16 protein-coding genes are annotated in these 17,889 nt (G+C 55.4%); 10 read left to right on the top strand and 6 right to left on the bottom strand.

What is annotated here, in order from left to right; translation table 11 throughout:
- Positions 1 to 8 precede the first annotated feature (8 nt).
- The 4 genes from PG1C_RS13055 to PG1C_RS13070 all read right to left on the bottom strand — a co-directional run bounded on the left by PG1C_RS13055 (position 9) and on the right by PG1C_RS13070 (position 3,729).
- Complete coding sequence (locus PG1C_RS13055; protein ID WP_202635171.1) at positions 9 to 1,418, bottom strand: TonB-dependent receptor; 1,410 nt, start codon at positions 1,416 to 1,418, stop codon at positions 9 to 11.
- 62 nt (positions 1,419 to 1,480) lie between these two features.
- Positions 1,481 to 1,822 (bottom strand): hypothetical protein, encoded by a 342-nt coding sequence (locus tag PG1C_RS13060; RefSeq protein ID WP_202635172.1) that lies wholly within the window; start codon positions 1,820 to 1,822, stop codon positions 1,481 to 1,483.
- Between the two features lie 13 nt (positions 1,823 to 1,835).
- Positions 1,836 to 2,300 carry a Fur family transcriptional regulator gene (locus PG1C_RS13065; RefSeq protein ID WP_202635173.1) on the bottom strand — a complete coding sequence of 155 codons (465 nt, stop codon included), beginning with the start codon at positions 2,298 to 2,300 and terminating at the stop codon, positions 1,836 to 1,838.
- A 46-nt stretch (positions 2,301 to 2,346) separates the two neighbouring features.
- On the bottom strand, positions 2,347 to 3,729 hold the full coding sequence (locus tag PG1C_RS13070) for an MATE family efflux transporter (protein WP_202635174.1): 1,383 nt from the start codon (positions 3,727 to 3,729) through the stop codon (positions 2,347 to 2,349).
- 305 nt (positions 3,730 to 4,034) lie between these two features.
- Here PG1C_RS13070 and PG1C_RS13075 point away from each other — a divergent pair, with 305 nt between their 5' ends.
- From PG1C_RS13075 to PG1C_RS13090, 4 genes are all read left to right on the top strand, one after another.
- Entirely contained in the window at positions 4,035 to 7,886 is a 3,852-nt protein-coding gene (locus tag PG1C_RS13075) for a DUF3683 domain-containing protein (protein WP_202635175.1), read from the top strand.
- Positions 7,887 to 7,927: 41 nt separating this feature from the next.
- Positions 7,928 to 8,386: an HIT family protein gene (locus PG1C_RS13080; protein WP_237218195.1), complete on the top strand. Its 459-nt coding sequence runs from the start codon at positions 7,928 to 7,930 to the stop codon at positions 8,384 to 8,386.
- Positions 8,383 to 10,002, top strand: a complete 1,620-nt coding sequence (locus tag PG1C_RS13085) for a hypothetical protein (RefSeq protein ID WP_202635176.1) — start codon at positions 8,383 to 8,385, stop codon at positions 10,000 to 10,002. Before PG1C_RS13080 ends, PG1C_RS13085 begins: the two co-directional genes overlap by 4 nt.
- Before the next feature lie 174 nt (positions 10,003 to 10,176).
- Entirely contained in the window at positions 10,177 to 11,325 is a 1,149-nt protein-coding gene (locus tag PG1C_RS13090) for a porin (protein WP_202635177.1), read from the top strand.
- Between the two features lie 57 nt (positions 11,326 to 11,382).
- Here PG1C_RS13090 and phoR read toward each other — a convergent pair whose 3' ends face one another.
- Positions 11,383 to 12,678 (bottom strand): phosphate regulon sensor histidine kinase PhoR, encoded by a 1,296-nt coding sequence (gene phoR / locus PG1C_RS13095; protein WP_202635178.1) that lies wholly within the window; start codon positions 12,676 to 12,678, stop codon positions 11,383 to 11,385.
- A complete protein-coding gene (gene phoB, locus PG1C_RS13100; protein ID WP_202635179.1) occupies positions 12,675 to 13,361 on the bottom strand; it encodes a phosphate regulon transcriptional regulator PhoB in 687 nt (228 codons plus the stop codon). Before phoB ends, phoR begins: the two co-directional genes overlap by 4 nt.
- Positions 13,362 to 13,559: 198 nt before the next feature.
- Here phoB and PG1C_RS15075 point away from each other — a divergent pair, with 198 nt between their 5' ends.
- From PG1C_RS15075 to PG1C_RS13125, 6 genes are all read left to right on the top strand, one after another.
- Positions 13,560 to 13,805, top strand: coding sequence for an SDR family NAD(P)-dependent oxidoreductase (locus PG1C_RS15075; protein ID WP_237218196.1), 246 nt, complete (start codon positions 13,560 to 13,562; stop codon positions 13,803 to 13,805).
- Between the two features lie 18 nt (positions 13,806 to 13,823).
- Complete coding sequence (locus PG1C_RS14690) at positions 13,824 to 14,222, top strand: SDR family oxidoreductase (protein ID WP_237218197.1); 399 nt, start codon at positions 13,824 to 13,826, stop codon at positions 14,220 to 14,222.
- Between the two features lie 52 nt (positions 14,223 to 14,274).
- The gene (locus PG1C_RS13110) at positions 14,275 to 15,186 is read left to right on the top strand and encodes a hydrogen peroxide-inducible genes activator (RefSeq protein ID WP_202635180.1); all 912 of its coding nucleotides are present in this window, start codon (positions 14,275 to 14,277) and stop codon (positions 15,184 to 15,186) included.
- Between the two features lie 214 nt (positions 15,187 to 15,400).
- Positions 15,401 to 15,820, top strand: coding sequence for a rubrerythrin family protein (locus PG1C_RS13115; protein ID WP_202635181.1), 420 nt, complete (start codon positions 15,401 to 15,403; stop codon positions 15,818 to 15,820).
- A 133-nt stretch (positions 15,821 to 15,953) separates the two neighbouring features.
- The gene (locus PG1C_RS13120; protein WP_202635182.1) at positions 15,954 to 17,288 is read left to right on the top strand and encodes a (Fe-S)-binding protein; all 1,335 of its coding nucleotides are present in this window, start codon (positions 15,954 to 15,956) and stop codon (positions 17,286 to 17,288) included.
- Between the two features lie 2 nt (positions 17,289 to 17,290).
- A complete protein-coding gene (locus PG1C_RS13125; protein ID WP_202635183.1) occupies positions 17,291 to 17,872 on the top strand; it encodes a DUF3501 family protein in 582 nt (193 codons plus the stop codon).
- Positions 17,873 to 17,889 lie beyond the last annotated feature (17 nt).

Raw genomic sequence — 17,889 nt, forward strand, 5'->3', positions numbered from 1 at the left:
GGCTCCCGTCAGAAAGAGTGCGCGCCATGCGTACCCAGGCTGAAGATGTATTGGAGGAATACCTGGTTGTCGGTCGCACCGATACCCGAGTTGTCGTGCGCCCATTGCAGACGGAAGCGCGTGAATTCGCTGGGGCTGTAATCGAGCATCGCGGTATTGCGTTTCGGGTCGTGCGCCCCCAGTAGCGGGAAGTCTGCTGCACCAAGAGCACCGCTGTTGACGAGACCGATGTTCACGGTGCCGTAGCTCAAGGCATCATGACGCAAACCGGCGCGCCAGCGCGGCATGAATTGATAGACGCCCTGCAAATACCAGCCGCTTTGCTCGCTGCTGTAACCATTGGCGCAACTGCCGGCACAGAGACCCGCCGCTGAATTGCTCCCCAGCGTGCCGTTTTCGTGACGACGGAAATACTCGCCCTGCAGTTTGAGGTTAGTCACCGTACTGTTGCCTTCAGGCGCCCATTTCCAGATGCCGTCGGCAATCCACAAACGGCTCTTGCCGCTGAAGCTGTTGCTGACTGGTTTGCCAAGGCTATCGCTATCGTCATAGCGGCGGTTGTTTGGCGAACTGCCCAGCCACGATAGCCCGGCACGCCAGGCGTTGCTGGTGCCCACATCGCCGCCAAGATGCGCGAAAACCGCACCTTGCGATATGCCATTCTTGTTGTTGTCAGCCCCGGGGAAGGTGCGGCCACGGCCTGCTTCGGCGCCGAACTCAAGGAACAGGTCAGTTGGCGCCAGCCACTTCAGTTGCACGCCATCATCGCCAAGCTGGCCGCCGAGGAAAGCCTTGTAGACGAGGGGTGCGTCGTCAAAATCCCAGGCGTGAGCATGTTGCTCATTCATGTAGCCGATGCCGGAGAAGAAACGGCCGCCCTTGAAGCTAAGGCCATTACCCAGGCCGAGACTCTGGAAGAACGCATTTTCCATCTCGACGCCACCCTCTGGCTTGAGCGACGCAATCGCTGTCCCGCGCCAGTCGGGGTCGATATTAGCGGCTATGACAAGCTCCGATTCGCCAAGGCTGAAGCCGCGTGCGCCGGGGCTGACTTTGCCCAGCGCCGGCACAAAACCGGTGATCTGGTAGGCGTTCGGGTCCTGCTTCAGGTTGTTGTAAGACCCTTGCAGAATCATTGACACTTCGGGATTGAAGCTGTTGCTTTGCGTTGGGGCAGCAGCCGGTTGCCGGATTGTGGCTTGCTGAACCACGACTTGCTGAGCAACCGTCTGCGCGTCATCGGCTTTGGTTTCAGCCCGGGCAAGACGCGCCTCTAATGCAGTGATGCGTTGCTCATACGCCTGCCGCATTTGCGCGATTTCCTCGCGCAGGGCTTGCAGGTTGTTGTCTGCCGCGTGTGCGGGAAGACTGGCCAGCACACCGCAGGCGGCTAGCGTGGACAAAGAAATACAGTTCATTTTATGCTCCAGAATGAGTGACACGGCGCGCCGGTGTACAGCACGGGCGCGAAGGAAAACAGTCAAACCGGGAGCGTAGGCGGAGCGCGACTGCGAAAAGCGGCGGGAGCAGGAAAAGTCGGCGCTGGCGAGACGGCGAAACCGACGGTAATGGCATGTGCAAATACCATCGGAAACACCGCATCGACCACAGGCGGTGCAGCATGCAAGCCGCTGAAAGCGACGCACGCGGCGCATACATGCAGCGCCGCGTGCTGCGAATCGCTTGTGTCACTCTGTGTTATGGCCTGTTGGATCGAAGCCGTGCCAAGATGGCTGAAACCATGCGCCAGCCCGATGTACTGCGTAACCAGCAACGCGAGCGACAAAAAGACCACGCAGAAAAAACGGGGGAAAGAGTGCATGTCAGACAAAACGCTATACGCCGCCGGCAGCCTGCACACACTGCGGGCAAGTGCCACGCAGGCCGAACTCAACTGCGCTCAACCGAAAGCCGCTGGGCAATTCAGGTGCAAGCGGCGGCTGGGCATCCAGGCAAAACACACCGCTGCATGTCTGGCAGCGGAAATGCACATGGCTCTCATGCGCACGCGCGGCATCCGCACCGGAAAAGCGGAATACGCCACGCGCATCCACCACCTTGAGCAGCAACCCGACCGTGGTCAGCGAATCAAGAATACGGTACAGCGTGACACGATCCATGCGCAACGCTGCCTCGGCTTCCAGCAGGGTCTCGATCTGCGCATGGCTCAAAGGCTGGTGCACTGTGCCCAACAACTCGAGCACCCGCATCCGCCCTGGCGTTACCTTGCGGCCGGCAGCGCGGATGCGGTCTGGCAAAGGCAGGGGTGAGGATGTAGCAGCAAGCGGATTGACTGGCATCCGGCGATAAAACCACAAAATCCCATCAAACGCAATAATGTTGCATCTATCCCGGCATTACCCGGCCTGCACCAACCGGCTTTCTGCTTTGCTTCGATACGCGCAAAAAATAAGCAGTCACAGCGACGCTGGCCACGACCAGACTTGCCGTCGCCGCGAGCCAGAAACCTGCCGCGCCGTGCGGTGGGCCGAATGTGCTGGTCAGGCCCAGCAGATAGCCGCCACCCAAACCAACGCCCCAGAGTGATACGGCATAAATCACCATCGGTATCCAGGCACGTTTGTAAGCACGCAGTACTTGTCCCATCACGGCCTGCACGGTATCGACGAGGTGGTAGAAGGCGACCAGCGACAGCAGGCTGGCTGCGGCAGTGGCTACAGCCACATCCGAGGTGTAGGCATGTGCCAGCGGCAGGGCACCGCAATAAAGTGCTGTGCCAGACACAGTGCCCAGCGTGCCTGCCGTGGCCAAGCCAAGCAAACTGGCGTGTCGCGCGCGCCGACTATTTCCTGCGCCCAATGCCTGTCCGGCCAGCACACTGGTGGCACTGCCCAGAGACATCGGTACCATGAACAAAAACACCGCCACATTCGCGGCAATCTGATGTGCCGCTGAAAACTGCGGCCCCAGCCGGGCGATAAACAAAGCCATGAAGGTAAACGCCGACACATCCACCAGAAAGGATGCCCCGCTCGGCACGCCCAGTCGCAGCAGCTCTTTTAATGCACGCCACTGCGGCCATTCAAATGACGAAAACACGCCGTACGCAGCATAGGTTTCTTCCTGACGACACCAAATCCAGGCAACCGATGCCAGTAACCAGGCAATGATCGCAGACGACCAGCCACAGCCCGGCCCGCCCAGCGCAGGCAACTTCCCGTAGCCATACATAAATACGGCGTTAAGTGGCACCTTGAGTAGCAGCCCCGCTACATTGAGCATCATCACCGGACGCGGACGCCCAATGCCGGTGGTGAAACCATAAAAAACGCGAAAGATCAGATAACCCGGCGCCGCCCAGGCCAAGGCGTCAAGGTAAGCGCGTACTTTTACTTCAAGCACTGGTGACAAGTGCGAAAAATAAAGAAAAGGTCCCGGGTTTTTGAGCAACAGAACAACCATCACAGACAAACCCAGCGCCAGCCACAGGCTTTGTCGCACGTCCGCGCCAATTGCCGTAATACGCCGTGCGCCATAGTGATGCGCAACAATAGGAATCAGTGCCAGCAAGACGCCCATGGCCGTCACGAAAACCGTGGCGTAGATACTGCCGCCGATACCCACCGCCGCCAGATCCAGCGAGGAGACATGGCCAGACATCAACGTATCAATGACCCCACTGCCCATCACGGCGATCTGCGCCACCAGGGAGGGCCATGCCAAATGAAGCAACTCGCGCGGAAGCGAGCGGGCAGATGTTGCCGTCATGTCAGGCCTTTCGCGTCAAAAACTGATGAAGTCATGCGCTCACAAGCCCATTGCGCCCCAGCTGATTTTTAAAATTGTTAAGAAAGACGGTATTCATGCGCTGAGGCATCATTTTTAGCAAGAAGAGGAGCCCCAAGTGTAACCGCCGCACCACCCCACGCGTGCTGCAAAAATTATGCGTAAAGCGCTGATTTTCGTCCACTGAGCCCCGCACTGATTCCACACTATGAAGGGGGGCATTCTGTTCAACAGGGTGCATCGCAATAGCCTAAAATGAGGCCTTGCCTAACGTATTCCATCACACCATGAACGCCCGTCTGCGCGAAATCCCCTATAATTACACCTCTTTCTCTGACCGCGAAATCACTATTCGATTACTCGGTGAAGACGCGTGGGCCACGTTGACCGAACTGCGCGCCGAGCGCATTACCGGCCGATCGGCACGCATGCTGTATGAAGTGCTGGGTGATATCTGGGTGGTTCGCCGCAACCCGTATCTCGAAGACGACTTACTGGCTAACGCCAAGCGACGCCGCGCGCTGATTGATGCCTTGCGCCATCGCCTGCAAGAAATTGATCTACGCCGCGCAGGCAATGAACGCGTGGCGCATCTGCTCGCTGCCGCTGAACTCGCCGTGCAATCGTTCGAGCGCTGGTTTGACGACACCGCCCAATTACGTAAAAAAATCCTCAAACGCCTGATACGCCACACCCGCCGCGACAACATTGCCTTTGACGGTCTGGCGCGCGTCTCGCATGTCACCGATGCCACCGATTGGCGCGTTGAGTTTCCATTTGTCGTGCTAAAGCCCGATACGGAAGAAGAAATTGCAGCGTTGGTGCAAGGTTGTGTCGAACTGGGGCTGACGATCATTCCGCGTGGTGGTGGCACGGGTTACACCGGCGGTGCAGTGCCGCTGGATGCGAACTCGGCGGTGATCAACACCGAAAAACTGATTGATCTGGCGCCGATACAAAATCTGCGTCTGCCTGGCCTGACGGGGAAAAATGCGCGCGATTACGCCACCGTACGTACCGGCGCTGGCCTGGTCACGCGCCGCGTGATGGAAGCCGCCGAAGCTGCCGGGCTGGTCTTCGCCTGCGACCCGACCTCGGCCGATGCGTCCTGTATCGGCGGCAACATCGCCATGAACGCTGGCGGCAAAAAGGCAGTGCTGTGGGGCACGGCGCTCGACAATCTGGCCTCATGGCGCATGGTCACACCGGACGGTAACTGGCTGGACGTAGAGCGCATCGATCATAATTTCGGCAAAATTCACGAGCAAGAACGCGTCACCTTCCGCCTGACCCGTTTTGATACCAGCGGTAAAACAAAGCTGGGTGTAGAAATGCTGGCCATCCCCGGCGCGCAGTTCCGCAAACGAGGGCTGGGCAAAGATGTCACGGATAAATTTCTGGGCGGCCTTCCCGGCGTACAAAAAGAAGGCACGGACGGGCTGATTACCTCGGCGGTGTGGATTCTGCACAAGATGCCGCCAGTGACACGCACGGTCTGCCTGGAATTTTTTGGCCAGGTGCGCGACGCCGTACCGTCTATTGCAGAAATCACCGACTATCTCAAGACCAGTCCCGGTGGCGCGTTGCTCGCCGGACTGGAGCATCTCGACGAGCGTTATGTGCGCGCCGTCGGTTACGCCACCAAAGCCAAACGGCATGGACGGCCGAAGATGGTGTTGATCGGCGATATTGTCGGCGCTGACGAGACGGCGGTGATGGCCGCCGCTTCTGAAGTGGTGCGTCTCGCCAGCCTGCGCGGCGGCGAAGGGTTCATTGCTGTATCCGCCGAAACGCGCAAAAAATTCTGGCTCGATCGCGGACGCACTGCCGCCATTTCAAAGCATACCAATGCCTTCAAGATCAACGAAGACGTGGTGATTCCTTTGCCGCGCATGGGCGATTATTGCGATGGCATTGAGCGCATCAATATCGAACTTTCCATCACCAACAAGATTGCGCTGGCCGACGCGCTGGAAACTTACCTGCAAGGCGATCTGCCACTGAATAGTGGGGATACGAACCTCGATAAGGCCGAGCTACTCGGTGACCGTCGTGAACAGGCACTAGAACTCATCCGAGAAGTGCGTGCACGCTGGCAGAATTATCTTGACCAGCTTGATCAATATTTCGATGATCTGCAAAATTACCGTTTGCGTGTATCGTGGAAACGTGAGCTCAAAGCGGGGCTGGAATCGATTTTTGATGGTGTCGCTTTCCGACCAACGATGGCTGGTATTGAAGCCGTGCAAAAAGAAGTGTTGCGTGGCCGTGTTTTCGTCGCGCTGCACATGCATGCAGGTGACGGCAATGTGCACACCAACATCCCCGTCAATTCGGAAGACTACGCCATGCTGCAAACCGCCAACCAAGCGGTTGCGCGCATCATGGTGCTAGCCAAATCGCTGGGTGGTGTGATTTCCGGCGAGCATGGCATTGGCATTACCAAGCTGGAATTCATGACCGAAGACGAACTTCGCCCCTTCCGCGAATATAAACAGCGCGTCGACCCGGAAGGTCGGTTTAATCGCGGCAAGCTGCTTGCTGGCGGTAATTTATCCAACGCCTATACGCCGTCATTCAGCCTGCTCGGCACGGAATCTTTGATCATGGAGCAATCTGAAATCGGGAGGATTTCAGATTCAATCAAAAGCTGCCTGCGTTGTGGCAAATGCAAACCTGTGTGCTCGACCCATGTGCCCCGCGCTAATCTGCTGTATTCACCCCGCGACAAAATCCTCGGGACATCCCTGCTGATTGAGGCTTTTTTATATGAAGAGCAAACGCGGCGTGGCATCAGCCTCAAGCACTTCGATGAGTTTTCAGATGTCGCCGACCATTGCACGGTGTGCCACAAATGTCTGACACCCTGCCCGGTAGATATCGACTTTGGCGATGTCTCAGTAGCCATGCGCAATTTTTTGCGCCGTCAGGGCAAGAAGAAATTTAATCCCGGCACAGCCGCGTCGATGGCTTTTCTCAATGCGACAGATCCAGCAACCATCAAGCTGTTGCGTGCTGGCATGATTCAGTTGGGATACAAGGCGCAACGTCTGGGTTATCGGTTGGGCAAAGCATTTGGCTTGATTCAGGATTCCGTCAAACATCCTCCAGCAACCTTGGGACGGCCCGTAATTCAGGCGCAGGTGATTCACTTCATCAACAAACCTATGCCGAAAAATGTGCCCATGCGCACCGCGCGCGGCCTGCTCAATCTGGAAGACGACACGCTCATCCCTGTCATTCGCAATCCGCAACGCATGCCTAATGCGGCTAATTCTGCTGAGGCTGCCGATGAGAGCGAAGCCGTGTTCTACTTTCCGGGGTGTGGTTCAGAACGCCTCTTTTCGCAAGTCGGCTTGGCAACTCAGGCCATGCTCTGGCACGCAGGGGCAACAACAGTGTTGCCGCCAGGATACTTGTGTTGCGGTTACCCGCAAACCGCAGCGGGCGAAGAAGAAAAGGGCCAAGCCATTACCACGTCAAACCGCGTGTTATTTCATCGCGTCGCCAACACGCTCAACTATCTCGATATCAAAACGGTCGTGGTGTCTTGTGGCACCTGCATGGACCAACTGCTGAAATATGAGTTCGACAAGATTTTTCCGGGCTGCCGTCTGGTGGATATTCACGAATGGCTGTTTGAAAAAGATATTCATCTGGCAGGTGCCAAGGGTGTACGCTACATGTATCACGAGCCCTGCCACACGCCGATGAAACACCACTCGGGTATCAAGGTTGCCAATGCCCTGATGGGTCAACAGGTCGATTTGAATGATCGTTGCTGCGGTGAGTCCGGCACGCTGGCAGTCACTCGGCCGGATATCTCAACGCAAGTGCGCTTCAGAAAACAGGAAGAAATCGCGCTGGGCGCAGCGCGGCTCCGCGCCGGGCAAAAAGTCTTGCCCAGAGACGGACTTTTGAATCCGTCTCTGGACGGTGCTGGTGATACGGTAGATCAAGTGAAAATTCTCACCTCCTGCCCGTCTTGCCTGCAGGGTTTATCACGCTATGACGACGACGCCAACACTTCCGCTGACTACATCGTGGTCGAAATGGCGAAAGCAATTCTTGGTCCCGATTGGTTGGCAGACTATGTTCGCGCTGCCAACGCCGGGGGAATAGAGCGTGTGTTGCTCTAGCGAGTACGCTGACGCCATCAGCCACTGCGAGCCAGTGCGTGATGCATGCTTTGCCAATGATGAGTGAGTATGATTGTGAGTTATGCCATTCGCCGGGTGGCGAAGAGTTGTGGGCCGACAGCCACTGCCGTGTGGTGCGGGTGACGAGTCACGAAGGCACGACATTCCCAGGCTTTTGCCGCGTCATCTGGCAACCCCATGTGGCAGAAATGAGCGACCTGACGGAACGTGAGGCCAGCCATTTAATGCGTATTGTGCAAGCCGTTGAGCGCACCCTTCGCCAGCAGCTCGCGCCGGACAAAATCAATCTCGCCAGCCTGGGTAACTTGGTGCCTCACCTACACTGGCATGTAATTCCTCGCTGGCACGACGATAGCCACTTCCCCTCACCCATATGGGCCACCCCCAGCCGCATCGGTGCGCCACGCATCATCCCTTCCAGCACAGCACTTAGCACCGCATTACACCAACAACTTTTGCCCAGGAGTCATGACCAATGAATTTTGATCTCCCCTCGACAGGCACAGAACAACCGCCCGCTTTTACCACAGCTGCCCACTGCCGCGACTGGCTAAAGACCGTTCCGCTAGCCAATGCGATGCAGGCTCAAGCCATTTTTTTGCGTCAACTCACATTACTTGCACGCTTCACATTGCCTATTACCGAACGTTTCGCTGTTCTGGAAACATTACGCGGGCCCATTCGCCAAGCGCAAGACGCTATGGCGAAAAAATTTGTTGGTCGGCCACTCCCTTTCTCGCCCTCAGAGCAAGCAGCTTTGGATAGCACCCTCGCAATATGGCAATCTCTGCTCACTAATTATCTACACTGTTTCGAAGAATACGATACCGTACCCGTAGAGCCATCAAAAAAAAATGCCACGGTAGCTCAACGTGCATTAGCCACCCTCGCCGACTGGCAAATGGATATCATTCAAGGCAAACGTCTGCCAGATTTCGGGTACTGGAAAAAATTACACCAGGTTTTTTTTCTCGCTGAGTCCACGGGTCTTGCAGAACAAAAAATCAACGACCCCTTGCGCTACAGAAAACAAACCGTAACACCGCTGGCTGTTTACGCCGAATGTCATCTACTTTATGTCACAAGCCCCTATGAACTTCCCCCACGTGATCTGGCCTGGGTCGCTCGTTGGACGCAACGGTGGGGAAGCAAAATCAAACTACTAAAAACACCCCCTGAGGATATCCGCCTCTGTGCACATCCTTTGTGGGTTGATCTTGATTCGGACCAGCCCGCAGACTATGTTCCCCGGCAATCAGCACAAGGCCGCTGGCTAGAGACTACAGCACTGCGCACTAGCCTGACTTCTCGCATTATGCTACTCGAGCAAGGCCATTCGCCAACTGATCTTCAACTTGGCAGTGACGTTACCCAACCCACAGCTGGCAAGTTGCTAGCGCGTTTACTGCATCGCTGGTGTCAAGGCAGTAGTGCACGAAAGCATCTGCGCCAGAGCGCCAGCGGCAATTGCCGTTTCATTGCTGGCTATGATGCGGTGCATTTCCATTTATCCGGTCACCGCACCTTTCAATCCACAACCCAGGATGATGATGCCATACGCCGTGAGCAAGAAAGATTCGCCTTATTTGGCGACACGAGCCATCGTCTAAATATCGCTAAGCCCACGCCTGACACCTTCCATATCGAAAATTGGGAAATCATGGATGACTGGAAGTTGCTGGATATTTCCACCACGGGTCTGCGCATTTCACGGCCGCTCAAAGAAGGCGTACGAATTGCCACTGGTTCGCTTATCGCTGCCCACTCTGAAAAAAGTGCAGCCTTTGTTCTTGGCTGTGTGCGCTGGACATTACGTCAGGATACCGACTCGCTGGCTGTCGGCATCCAGCTTTTCCCGGGAGAAACTCAAGCCATCGTGGCACGGCCCATTGACTCAGAGCACGCAGCGTACCGCCCAGCTTTTTTTATTGGCGCGAACCAATCGGCTGACGAACCCGCCAGCCTGATTTTGCCTGTCGGCAGTTTTCAGATTGGTCGCCGCATTGCGCTCATGCGAACATTCGCAGAAATTGTCACCCTCACACACCTCATTGCGCATGGTAGTGAATTCGAACGTTGCACATTTACCACCTGAACTTATCCTCTACCGCTTTCTCCACCGTCCCTCTGTCATATTTTCTTCATCCAGGCATCACATTTCGGTCACACACGCTACCTAAACTGCGTTAGCCGTTGGCAGAGACCGACACGTGGCGTCTTTCTTTGTTAGCGGTTAAATTTTTAAACGCAGGACTACTAGGGGTGACTTATGCAGAAAAAATTTATTGCGCTGGCTATTGCCAGCTTGTCCGGTGCCGCTTTTGCGCAGTCTAATGTGACGGTGTATGGCGTCGTCGATGGCACATTCGACATCATCAATACCAGCGGCGCAGCAGGCGCCGGCCGGGGTGCACCCGATTACACTCGCGTTCAGTCAAACGGCTCACGCTTGGGCTTCAAAGGTACCGAATCGCTGGGTAATGGCATGAGCGCATTCTTCCAGTTTGAATCCAATGCCAAGTTTGATGCGGGCGGTGGTCTGGATGTAGCGCGTGACAGCTTCGTTGGTCTCAAAGGCGATTTCGGCACCGTCAAGCTGGGTAATTTCAGTGGCCCGAATCGCGATATCGCGAGCAAACTGGACGTCGTAATTCACAGCGATGGCATCGGCGACAATTCAGCGCTACTCGGCAAGCTCGGCGGTCGTGCGTCAGTCTTTGATACTCGGTATACCAATTCGATCGCCTATATCACCCCTGACTTCTCCGGCTTTCAAGCCACGGTGCAATATCAGGCCAACGAGAACAAAAACATCGCGCCCAGCGCTAATCCTGCCAATCAATCACTGGCAGAACTCGGGCTGAATTATGACAACGGCCCCGTTTATGTTGGCTTAACCCACGGCAAGCTGACCGAAAAGAACAGCACCGGTGCCGGCACCTTCAATACAGGAACCGATGAGGATGTGACCGAAACCCGTCTCGGCGGTATGTACAAGTTTGGTAATGCCAGTGTACGCGCACTCTTCGCACACACAAAAGGTGACGGCAGCCTAGGTAGCCTGAAGCAGAACGTCTGGGGCCTTGCGGGCACCTATATGGTCACCGCCAATGGCAAGCTACTCGCCCAATACTTCCGTGCTAACGATCTGAGCGGCAACCGGGCCGGCGTGACCGATCTTTCCGACACAGGCGCCAAGTTCTGGGTATTGGGCTATGAGCACAGCCTCTCCAAACGCACAACCTTGCTGGCGCACTATGCTTACCTAAAGAACGACGACCGTGTCAGCGCCGTTTCTGGGATGGCTAAAGGTTACGACTTCGGAGATGGAAGTACAGGCATTGCTGGCAGCGCAGGCTCTAACAACGACGGCCTCAAGCTTTCCGGCCTACAGGTGGGAATAAATCACACCTTCTGATTGATCTAGCGGAGACAAAATCGGGCGCAACTAACACCGTTGCGCCCGATTTTCTTTTCAGCGCATGCGATGCGCGGGAAAGACTACGCTGAATGTAGACCCTTTGCCGGGTTCACTTCTGATATCAAACTGCGCCTGATGGCGTTCCAGCACATGTTTGACAATCGCCAAGCCAAGCCCAGTCCCCCCCATTTCACGCGAGCGACCATGATCGACGCGATAGAAACGTTCAGTAAGACGGGGAAGGTGTTCGGCTGCAATACCGATACCAGTATCAGTGACCGCAAAACGACCACCGGTCACACCCGCGTCCCAGCGTAGCGCAATCTCACCGCCCTTGGGGGTGTAGCGCACGGCATTGGTTACCAGGTTACTAAAAACTGAGTGTAATTCTCGCGAACTACCCACCAGATGTGATGATCCAGACATTGTCAAACTGATATTCTGGCGTCCTGCGGAAAGCACCTTCGCTTCTTCGCATACACCTGCGAGCAATGCAGACAGATTCACATCCTCTTCCATCGGGGGAGAATCCGTCTCCAGTGACGACAACATCAATAAATCTTCAATCAGATTCTGCATGCGTAACGCTTGCTCTGATGCCATACGTAAATAGTGCGCCAGCTCATCCGGCGAAGCATCCCCTAACGCATCGGCCGCGGTTTCAATAAAACCCAGCGTCACTGTGAGTGGCGTTTTGAGTTCATGCGAAACATTCGCCACAAAATCACGCCGCATAGTGGCTAGCTTTTCGAGCTGCGTGACATCACGTACCATCAGCAACGTGCGGCCCGCCGCGAATGGAACAGTTTGCACTTGCAGTGTATGACCCGGATTGCGCTGGGTAGTCAGCTTCAAGGGTTTTGCACCACGTCCGGCAGTATTCAGATAATCGAGCAATACGGGTTCACGCAGCAAATGGGTGAACCGGCTACCGATGTCTGTGGCGGCATTTAACCCGAAGCAGGCTTCTGCTTCCCAATTCATCCACTCAATAACGCGCTGATCATCCAGAATAACCACCCCCTCTGGCAGCACTTCGGCGGCCAGCCGCAGACGTTCAAGTTCAGTCGTGGCTAGCTTGGTTTCTTTGGTGGCTTTGCGGATTTGTTGATACAGCAGATCACACAATTCACCCCAAGCGCCCAGCACCGTAGGCGGGGAACGTTCTTGTGGCGCACGCGCCCAATAAATCAACTGACTAAGCCACCACAGATGCCGTAAAAGAATCAAGCCCAGCGCACAAAAGGCCATGACACTTGCCCCGAGCACCCCATCATCCCACGCCCCGATCAATGATGCTATCAAGACGATGATCAGCGTGACCAGCGCTTCGGTCACTACCGGCTTCATGATGCAGACATGCGGTAGCCGCTACCACGTACGGTCTGAATCAGCGCGTCATGCGCCGTTGCCTCGAGTGCGGCGCGCAGACGACGGATATGCACATCCACCGTGCGCTCCTCAACAAACACATGATCACCCCACACTTGATCGAGCAGTTGCGTTCGCGTGTGTACCCGTTCGGGATGTGTCATAAAAAAATGCAGCAGGCGAAACTCGGTAGGGCCCAGAATAATCTCGTGACCCCCACTACTGACACGATGTGTCGCCGGGTCAAGGCGCAAATGCCCCAGTTCGACAACCTCATCCGTCGTTTGTGGCGCATGCCGCCGCAAAACCGCCCGAATACGCGCCACCAGCTCGCGCGGACTGAATGGTTTGGTGATGTAGTCATCAGCACCGATGTCGAATCCTTCGATTTTATCGCGTTCATCTGCGCGCGCCGTCAGCATAATGACGGGCAAATCACGAGTTCGTGCATCACGGCGTAGCTGACGCGCGAAATCAATACCACTCATACCGGGCAGCATCCAATCAAGCAAAACCAAATCAGGCAGTGTCGCGGTTATCAAACGACGCGCAGTTTCTGCATCCCCCGCTAACGCAACGTCATGGCCTGCGCGGCGCAAATTAATTTCAATCAGCGATTGAATCGCTGGCTCATCTTCAACGACAAGAATAGTGGCCGGCATGCTCTACCTTTTATAAAGTCAAAAACTCAGTCTATTGCAGATTGATGACAGATCGGTGACAACAGGGCATGCCCTGTTACGTTATGATACCGGGGCGTGTTCTTTAGTAGTCGCCTACTGGACCGTAGTAGCTTTTCTACCGACCGTAATGTCAATACTGTAATGTGCACCAGCTCAAAAAACTTAAGAGGTAGTTCGATGAAATACCAATCCGTATTTCGTCCCGGTCTTTTTGCAGGACGAACCATCATAGTTACCGGTGGGGATAGTGGCTTGGGTCGCTGCACGGCGCATGAACTTGCCAGCCCGGGCGCAACGATTGCACTGGTAAGCCGAAAAATTGACAAGCGCAATACTGTGCGCGCCGAAATTATTGCTGCAGGCGGGCAGGCAAGTTGCCCTATGGCGACCTTCGTGACGAAGCCATGGTCAAGTCCATGGTGAGCGCTGTGTTATCGCAACATGGCGCATAGTGGCGCAGCCCGCGCCGGCATGCTCTCGTTTACCGAAACGGTGGCATGCGAATGGGCGCATTCTGGTGTGCGGGTCAATGCCGTTGCTCCCGGATGGATCGCCAGTAGCGGCTTTGGCAGCTACGTGCCCGAAGTGCGAGCGGAGATGCGTGGTTGGAAGAAGAAGGTACCTCTGCAACGCCTTGGTACCGAGGCGGAAATCCCGGCTGCGATCGTTTTCCTGCGCTCAGAGGCCGCATCATTCATCACTGGCTCATGCATTCGCGTCGATGGCGGCGTGCCTAATGCCCGCCACACCTGGACATTGATTCCACACCAACGCTCCAAACCATTTGAAGGCTTCCCTTTGGCGACTCAGCCAAAAAGTCAAGCAGTCCAGGAAGAATGAATAGCCCATCACGCAACACCCAGGCCGCTTTTCAGCAATCTGGTGGCGCGACATGACGCTTACCGAACTACGCTATATCGTTGCCCTCGCCCACGAAAACCACTTTGGCCGTGCGGCGGAAAAATGTCACGTTGCCCAACCGACGCTATCGGTTGCGGTTAAAAAGCTCGAAGACTCCCTCGGCATCGTCCTATTTGAACGCAACAGCGGTGAAGTTCGCCTCACGGCGATAGGCGCACAAATCGTTGCCCAGGCTGAGCGCGTATTGAGCGAAGCCGCCCGCGTGAGTGAAATTGCTGCCACCGGACGCGACCCGCTGGTCGGGCCGCTTCGTCTGGGTGTGATCTATACCATCGGTCCCTGGCTACTACCGGCGCTCGTGCCGATACTAAAACAACGTGCGCCGAAAATGCCGCTCATCATCGCCGAGGGTTACACCGAGGTGCTGGTGGAAAAACTCAAGAATTTCGAGCTGGATGTACTGGTGCTCGCCTTGCCTGTCAACGAACCAGGAATCGTCGCACAACCCGTGTATGACGAACCCTTTCGCCTGCTATTACCCGTCGCGCACCCCTGGGTAAAACAAAAAATGCTTGCAACTAGCCAGTTGTTGGAAGAACCCTTGCTCATGCTCGGCCCCGGCAACTGCTTTCGTGATCAGGTGCTCGATTTATGTGCCCGTGCCAGCCACGGCCAATCGCCCCAGGTGCTTGAATCTTCTTCGCTGGAAACCATCCGCCACATGGTAGCTTCCGGCGTGGGTGTAACGGTGATGCCGGCGAGCAGCGTAGATACTTTAGCCAAAAATGACCCGCTACTGCGCGTGCGGCCATTTACCGAGCCAACACCCACACGCCGCGTTGGCCTGGTATGGCGCGCTAGTTTTCCGCGCCATCAAGCCATTGACATCATGCGCGCCGCCTTGCTTGACTGCCATCTGCCCGGCACACGGCCGATACGTTAAAACACAGAAGACTCACACAGTGGCGCACAACGGCGGCTCGTTTCTGGCAATAGCTGCTGCCTATCGCCACCCAACATAAAATCAATTAGAACTTTTCACGCAAGACGACTAAAGTAGCGACAAGTTGCGAAGGGTTATTGCCAATACGCGACTTGGTTTAACGCATGCACATGCATTAACCGTCATATCCTATTCATTGCAAAGGAGACTCATCATGCAACTCAAAGGTTCCAAAACTGAAGGCCATCTGAAGGATGCTTTTGCTGGCGAATCTCAGGCCAATCGCCGTTACCTTTACTTCGCGAACAAAGCCGACATCGAAGGCTACAACGATGTTTCCGCTGTATTCCGTTCCACTGCTGAAGGTGAAACCGGTCACGCCCACGGTCATCTGGAATATCTCGAAACCTGTGGCGACCCAGCCACCGGCCTGCCCTTTGGCCCAACGGCTGACAACTTGAAAACGGCAGTCGCTGGCGAAACGCACGAGTACACCGACATGTACCCAGGCATGGCGAAGACCGCGCGCACAGAAGGTTTCGACGAAATCGCCGACTGGTTTGAAACGCTGGCCAAGGCTGAGCGCTCGCACGCCAACAAGTTCCAGCGCACACTGGATTCGTTGGGCGCATAAGCAATATAGGCAACACAAGTAGTAATAAGTAAGTAGCAATACAAACGCAATACACGCAGCATGGCAAAAGCGAAATGGCGGCTTGCCGCCGTTTCGCCAGCGCCGACTTTTCATCGCCCTCAAGGAAAACCCCATGCGTGAAGGAAATCTTGAAGCCCCAACGCGACATCCAATCGACTGGAAAAATCCCCAGTTTTACGATGCGTTGTCGTGCGAGCAGGAACTGGAGCGAATTTTCGACATCTGCCATGGTTGCCGTCGCTGCGTTTCGCTGTGCAATGCCTTCCCCACGCTGTTCGATCTGATTGATGCCGCAGGCGACGATGAAGTCGCTGGCGTACCCAAAGAAAAATATGGCAGCGTTGTCGACCAGTGCTATCTGTGCGACGTCTGCTACATGACCAAATGCCCTTATGTGCCACCACACCCGTGGAATGTAGACTTCCCACATACCATGTTGCGTGCCAAGGCTATCCAATTCAAAGCGGGAGAAGCCAGCTTCCGCGACCGCATGCTAAGCGCCACCGACGCCGTGGGTAAGCTGGCCTCGATTCCTGTCGTGGTACATGTAGTCAATGCCGTTAATAGAAACGGCATTACTCGTAGCGCAATGGAATCCGTGCTTGGTGTAAAAAAAGAACGCAGACTGCCGGAATACGACAGCAAACATTTTCGCAAGACAGCCGGGGCTGCTGTTGCACAACAAATCAAGGATGGTCAGCGCACACCCGGCAAGGTGGCGATTTTTTCTACCTGCTATGTGAACTACAACGAGCCCGGCATCGGCCATGATCTCGTCAAACTGCTGGAGCACAACGATATTCCCTGGCTGCTGGCTGAAAAAGAAGCCTGCTGCGGCATGCCCAAGCTGGAACTGGGCGATCTGGACGCCGTGGAGAAACTCAAAAACATCAACATTCCCCATCTCGTCAAGTTAGCTCAAGCGGGTTACGCCATTCTCACCCCCGTGCCGTCTTGCACGCTGATGTTCAAAAGTGAATTACCACTGCTCTTTCCTGAGGATGCGGATGTTCAGGCAGTCGCTAAAGCCATGTTTGACCCGTTCGAATACTTCGTTCAGCGCAACAAGGATGGTCTGCTCAAAACGGAGTTTCCCAAACCGCTGGGCAAGGTGTCGTACCACATTCCCTGCCACTCGCGGGTGCAGAACATGGGTCGCAAGACCGAAGAAATGTTGAAGCTCACAGGGGCTACGGTGAACACAGTCGAGCGTTGCTCAGGACATGACGGCACCTGGGGCGTGAAGAATGAGTACTACGCCCTGTCCATGAAAATCGGTCGCCCGGTGTTTCGTGCCATGGCGCAAAACGAGCCCGACTACATCAGCTCGGACTGCGCCATTGCTGGCCGTCATATTCAACAAGGCATGGATGAAGCGGGCAACGCCGGACACGCCGAAAAGCAACACCCACTCACCTTGCTACGTATCGCTTACGGACTGGAATAAAAATGACGCTCACTCGCGAATCCCTGCTCACGCTGGAAGCCTATGCCAAAGCGCGCCCAACCATGCGCGCACGTGTCATGGAAGAAAAGACACTGCGCCGCGTATTTCTCGGCGAACATGTCGTGCTGATTTTTGAAAATGAGCTCCTTATTCGTTATCAAATACAGGAAATGCTGCGCGTGGAAAAAATCTTCGAAGAAGACGGCATTCAACACGAACTCGATAGCTACGCCCCGCTGGTACCGGATGGCTGCAACCTGAAGGCCACAATGCAAATCGAATACGCGGATGAGCAGCAGCGCAAAGAAATGCTGGCCAAGCTCAAAGGTATCGAAAACCAGATATGGGTGCGCGTGGAAAACTTTCCTGCCGTGCCCGCCATTGCAGATGAAGACATGGAGCGGGAAAACGAAGAAAAAACCGCCGCCGTGCATTTTCTGCGCTTTGAATTCACGCCGGAGATGATCGTTGCCGCCAAAGCAGGTGCGGCCCTTTCCATCGGCATTAATCACCCGCACTACCAAGCCGAAACCGGACCGCTAGCACCCGCTGTGCATGCTTCACTCGTAGCGGACTTTTGCTAATCAGGTGAAGCATCCCG

The organism is Rugosibacter aromaticivorans (assembly GCF_000934545.1).
GTDB lineage: Bacteria > Pseudomonadota > Gammaproteobacteria > Burkholderiales > Rhodocyclaceae > Rugosibacter > Rugosibacter aromaticivorans.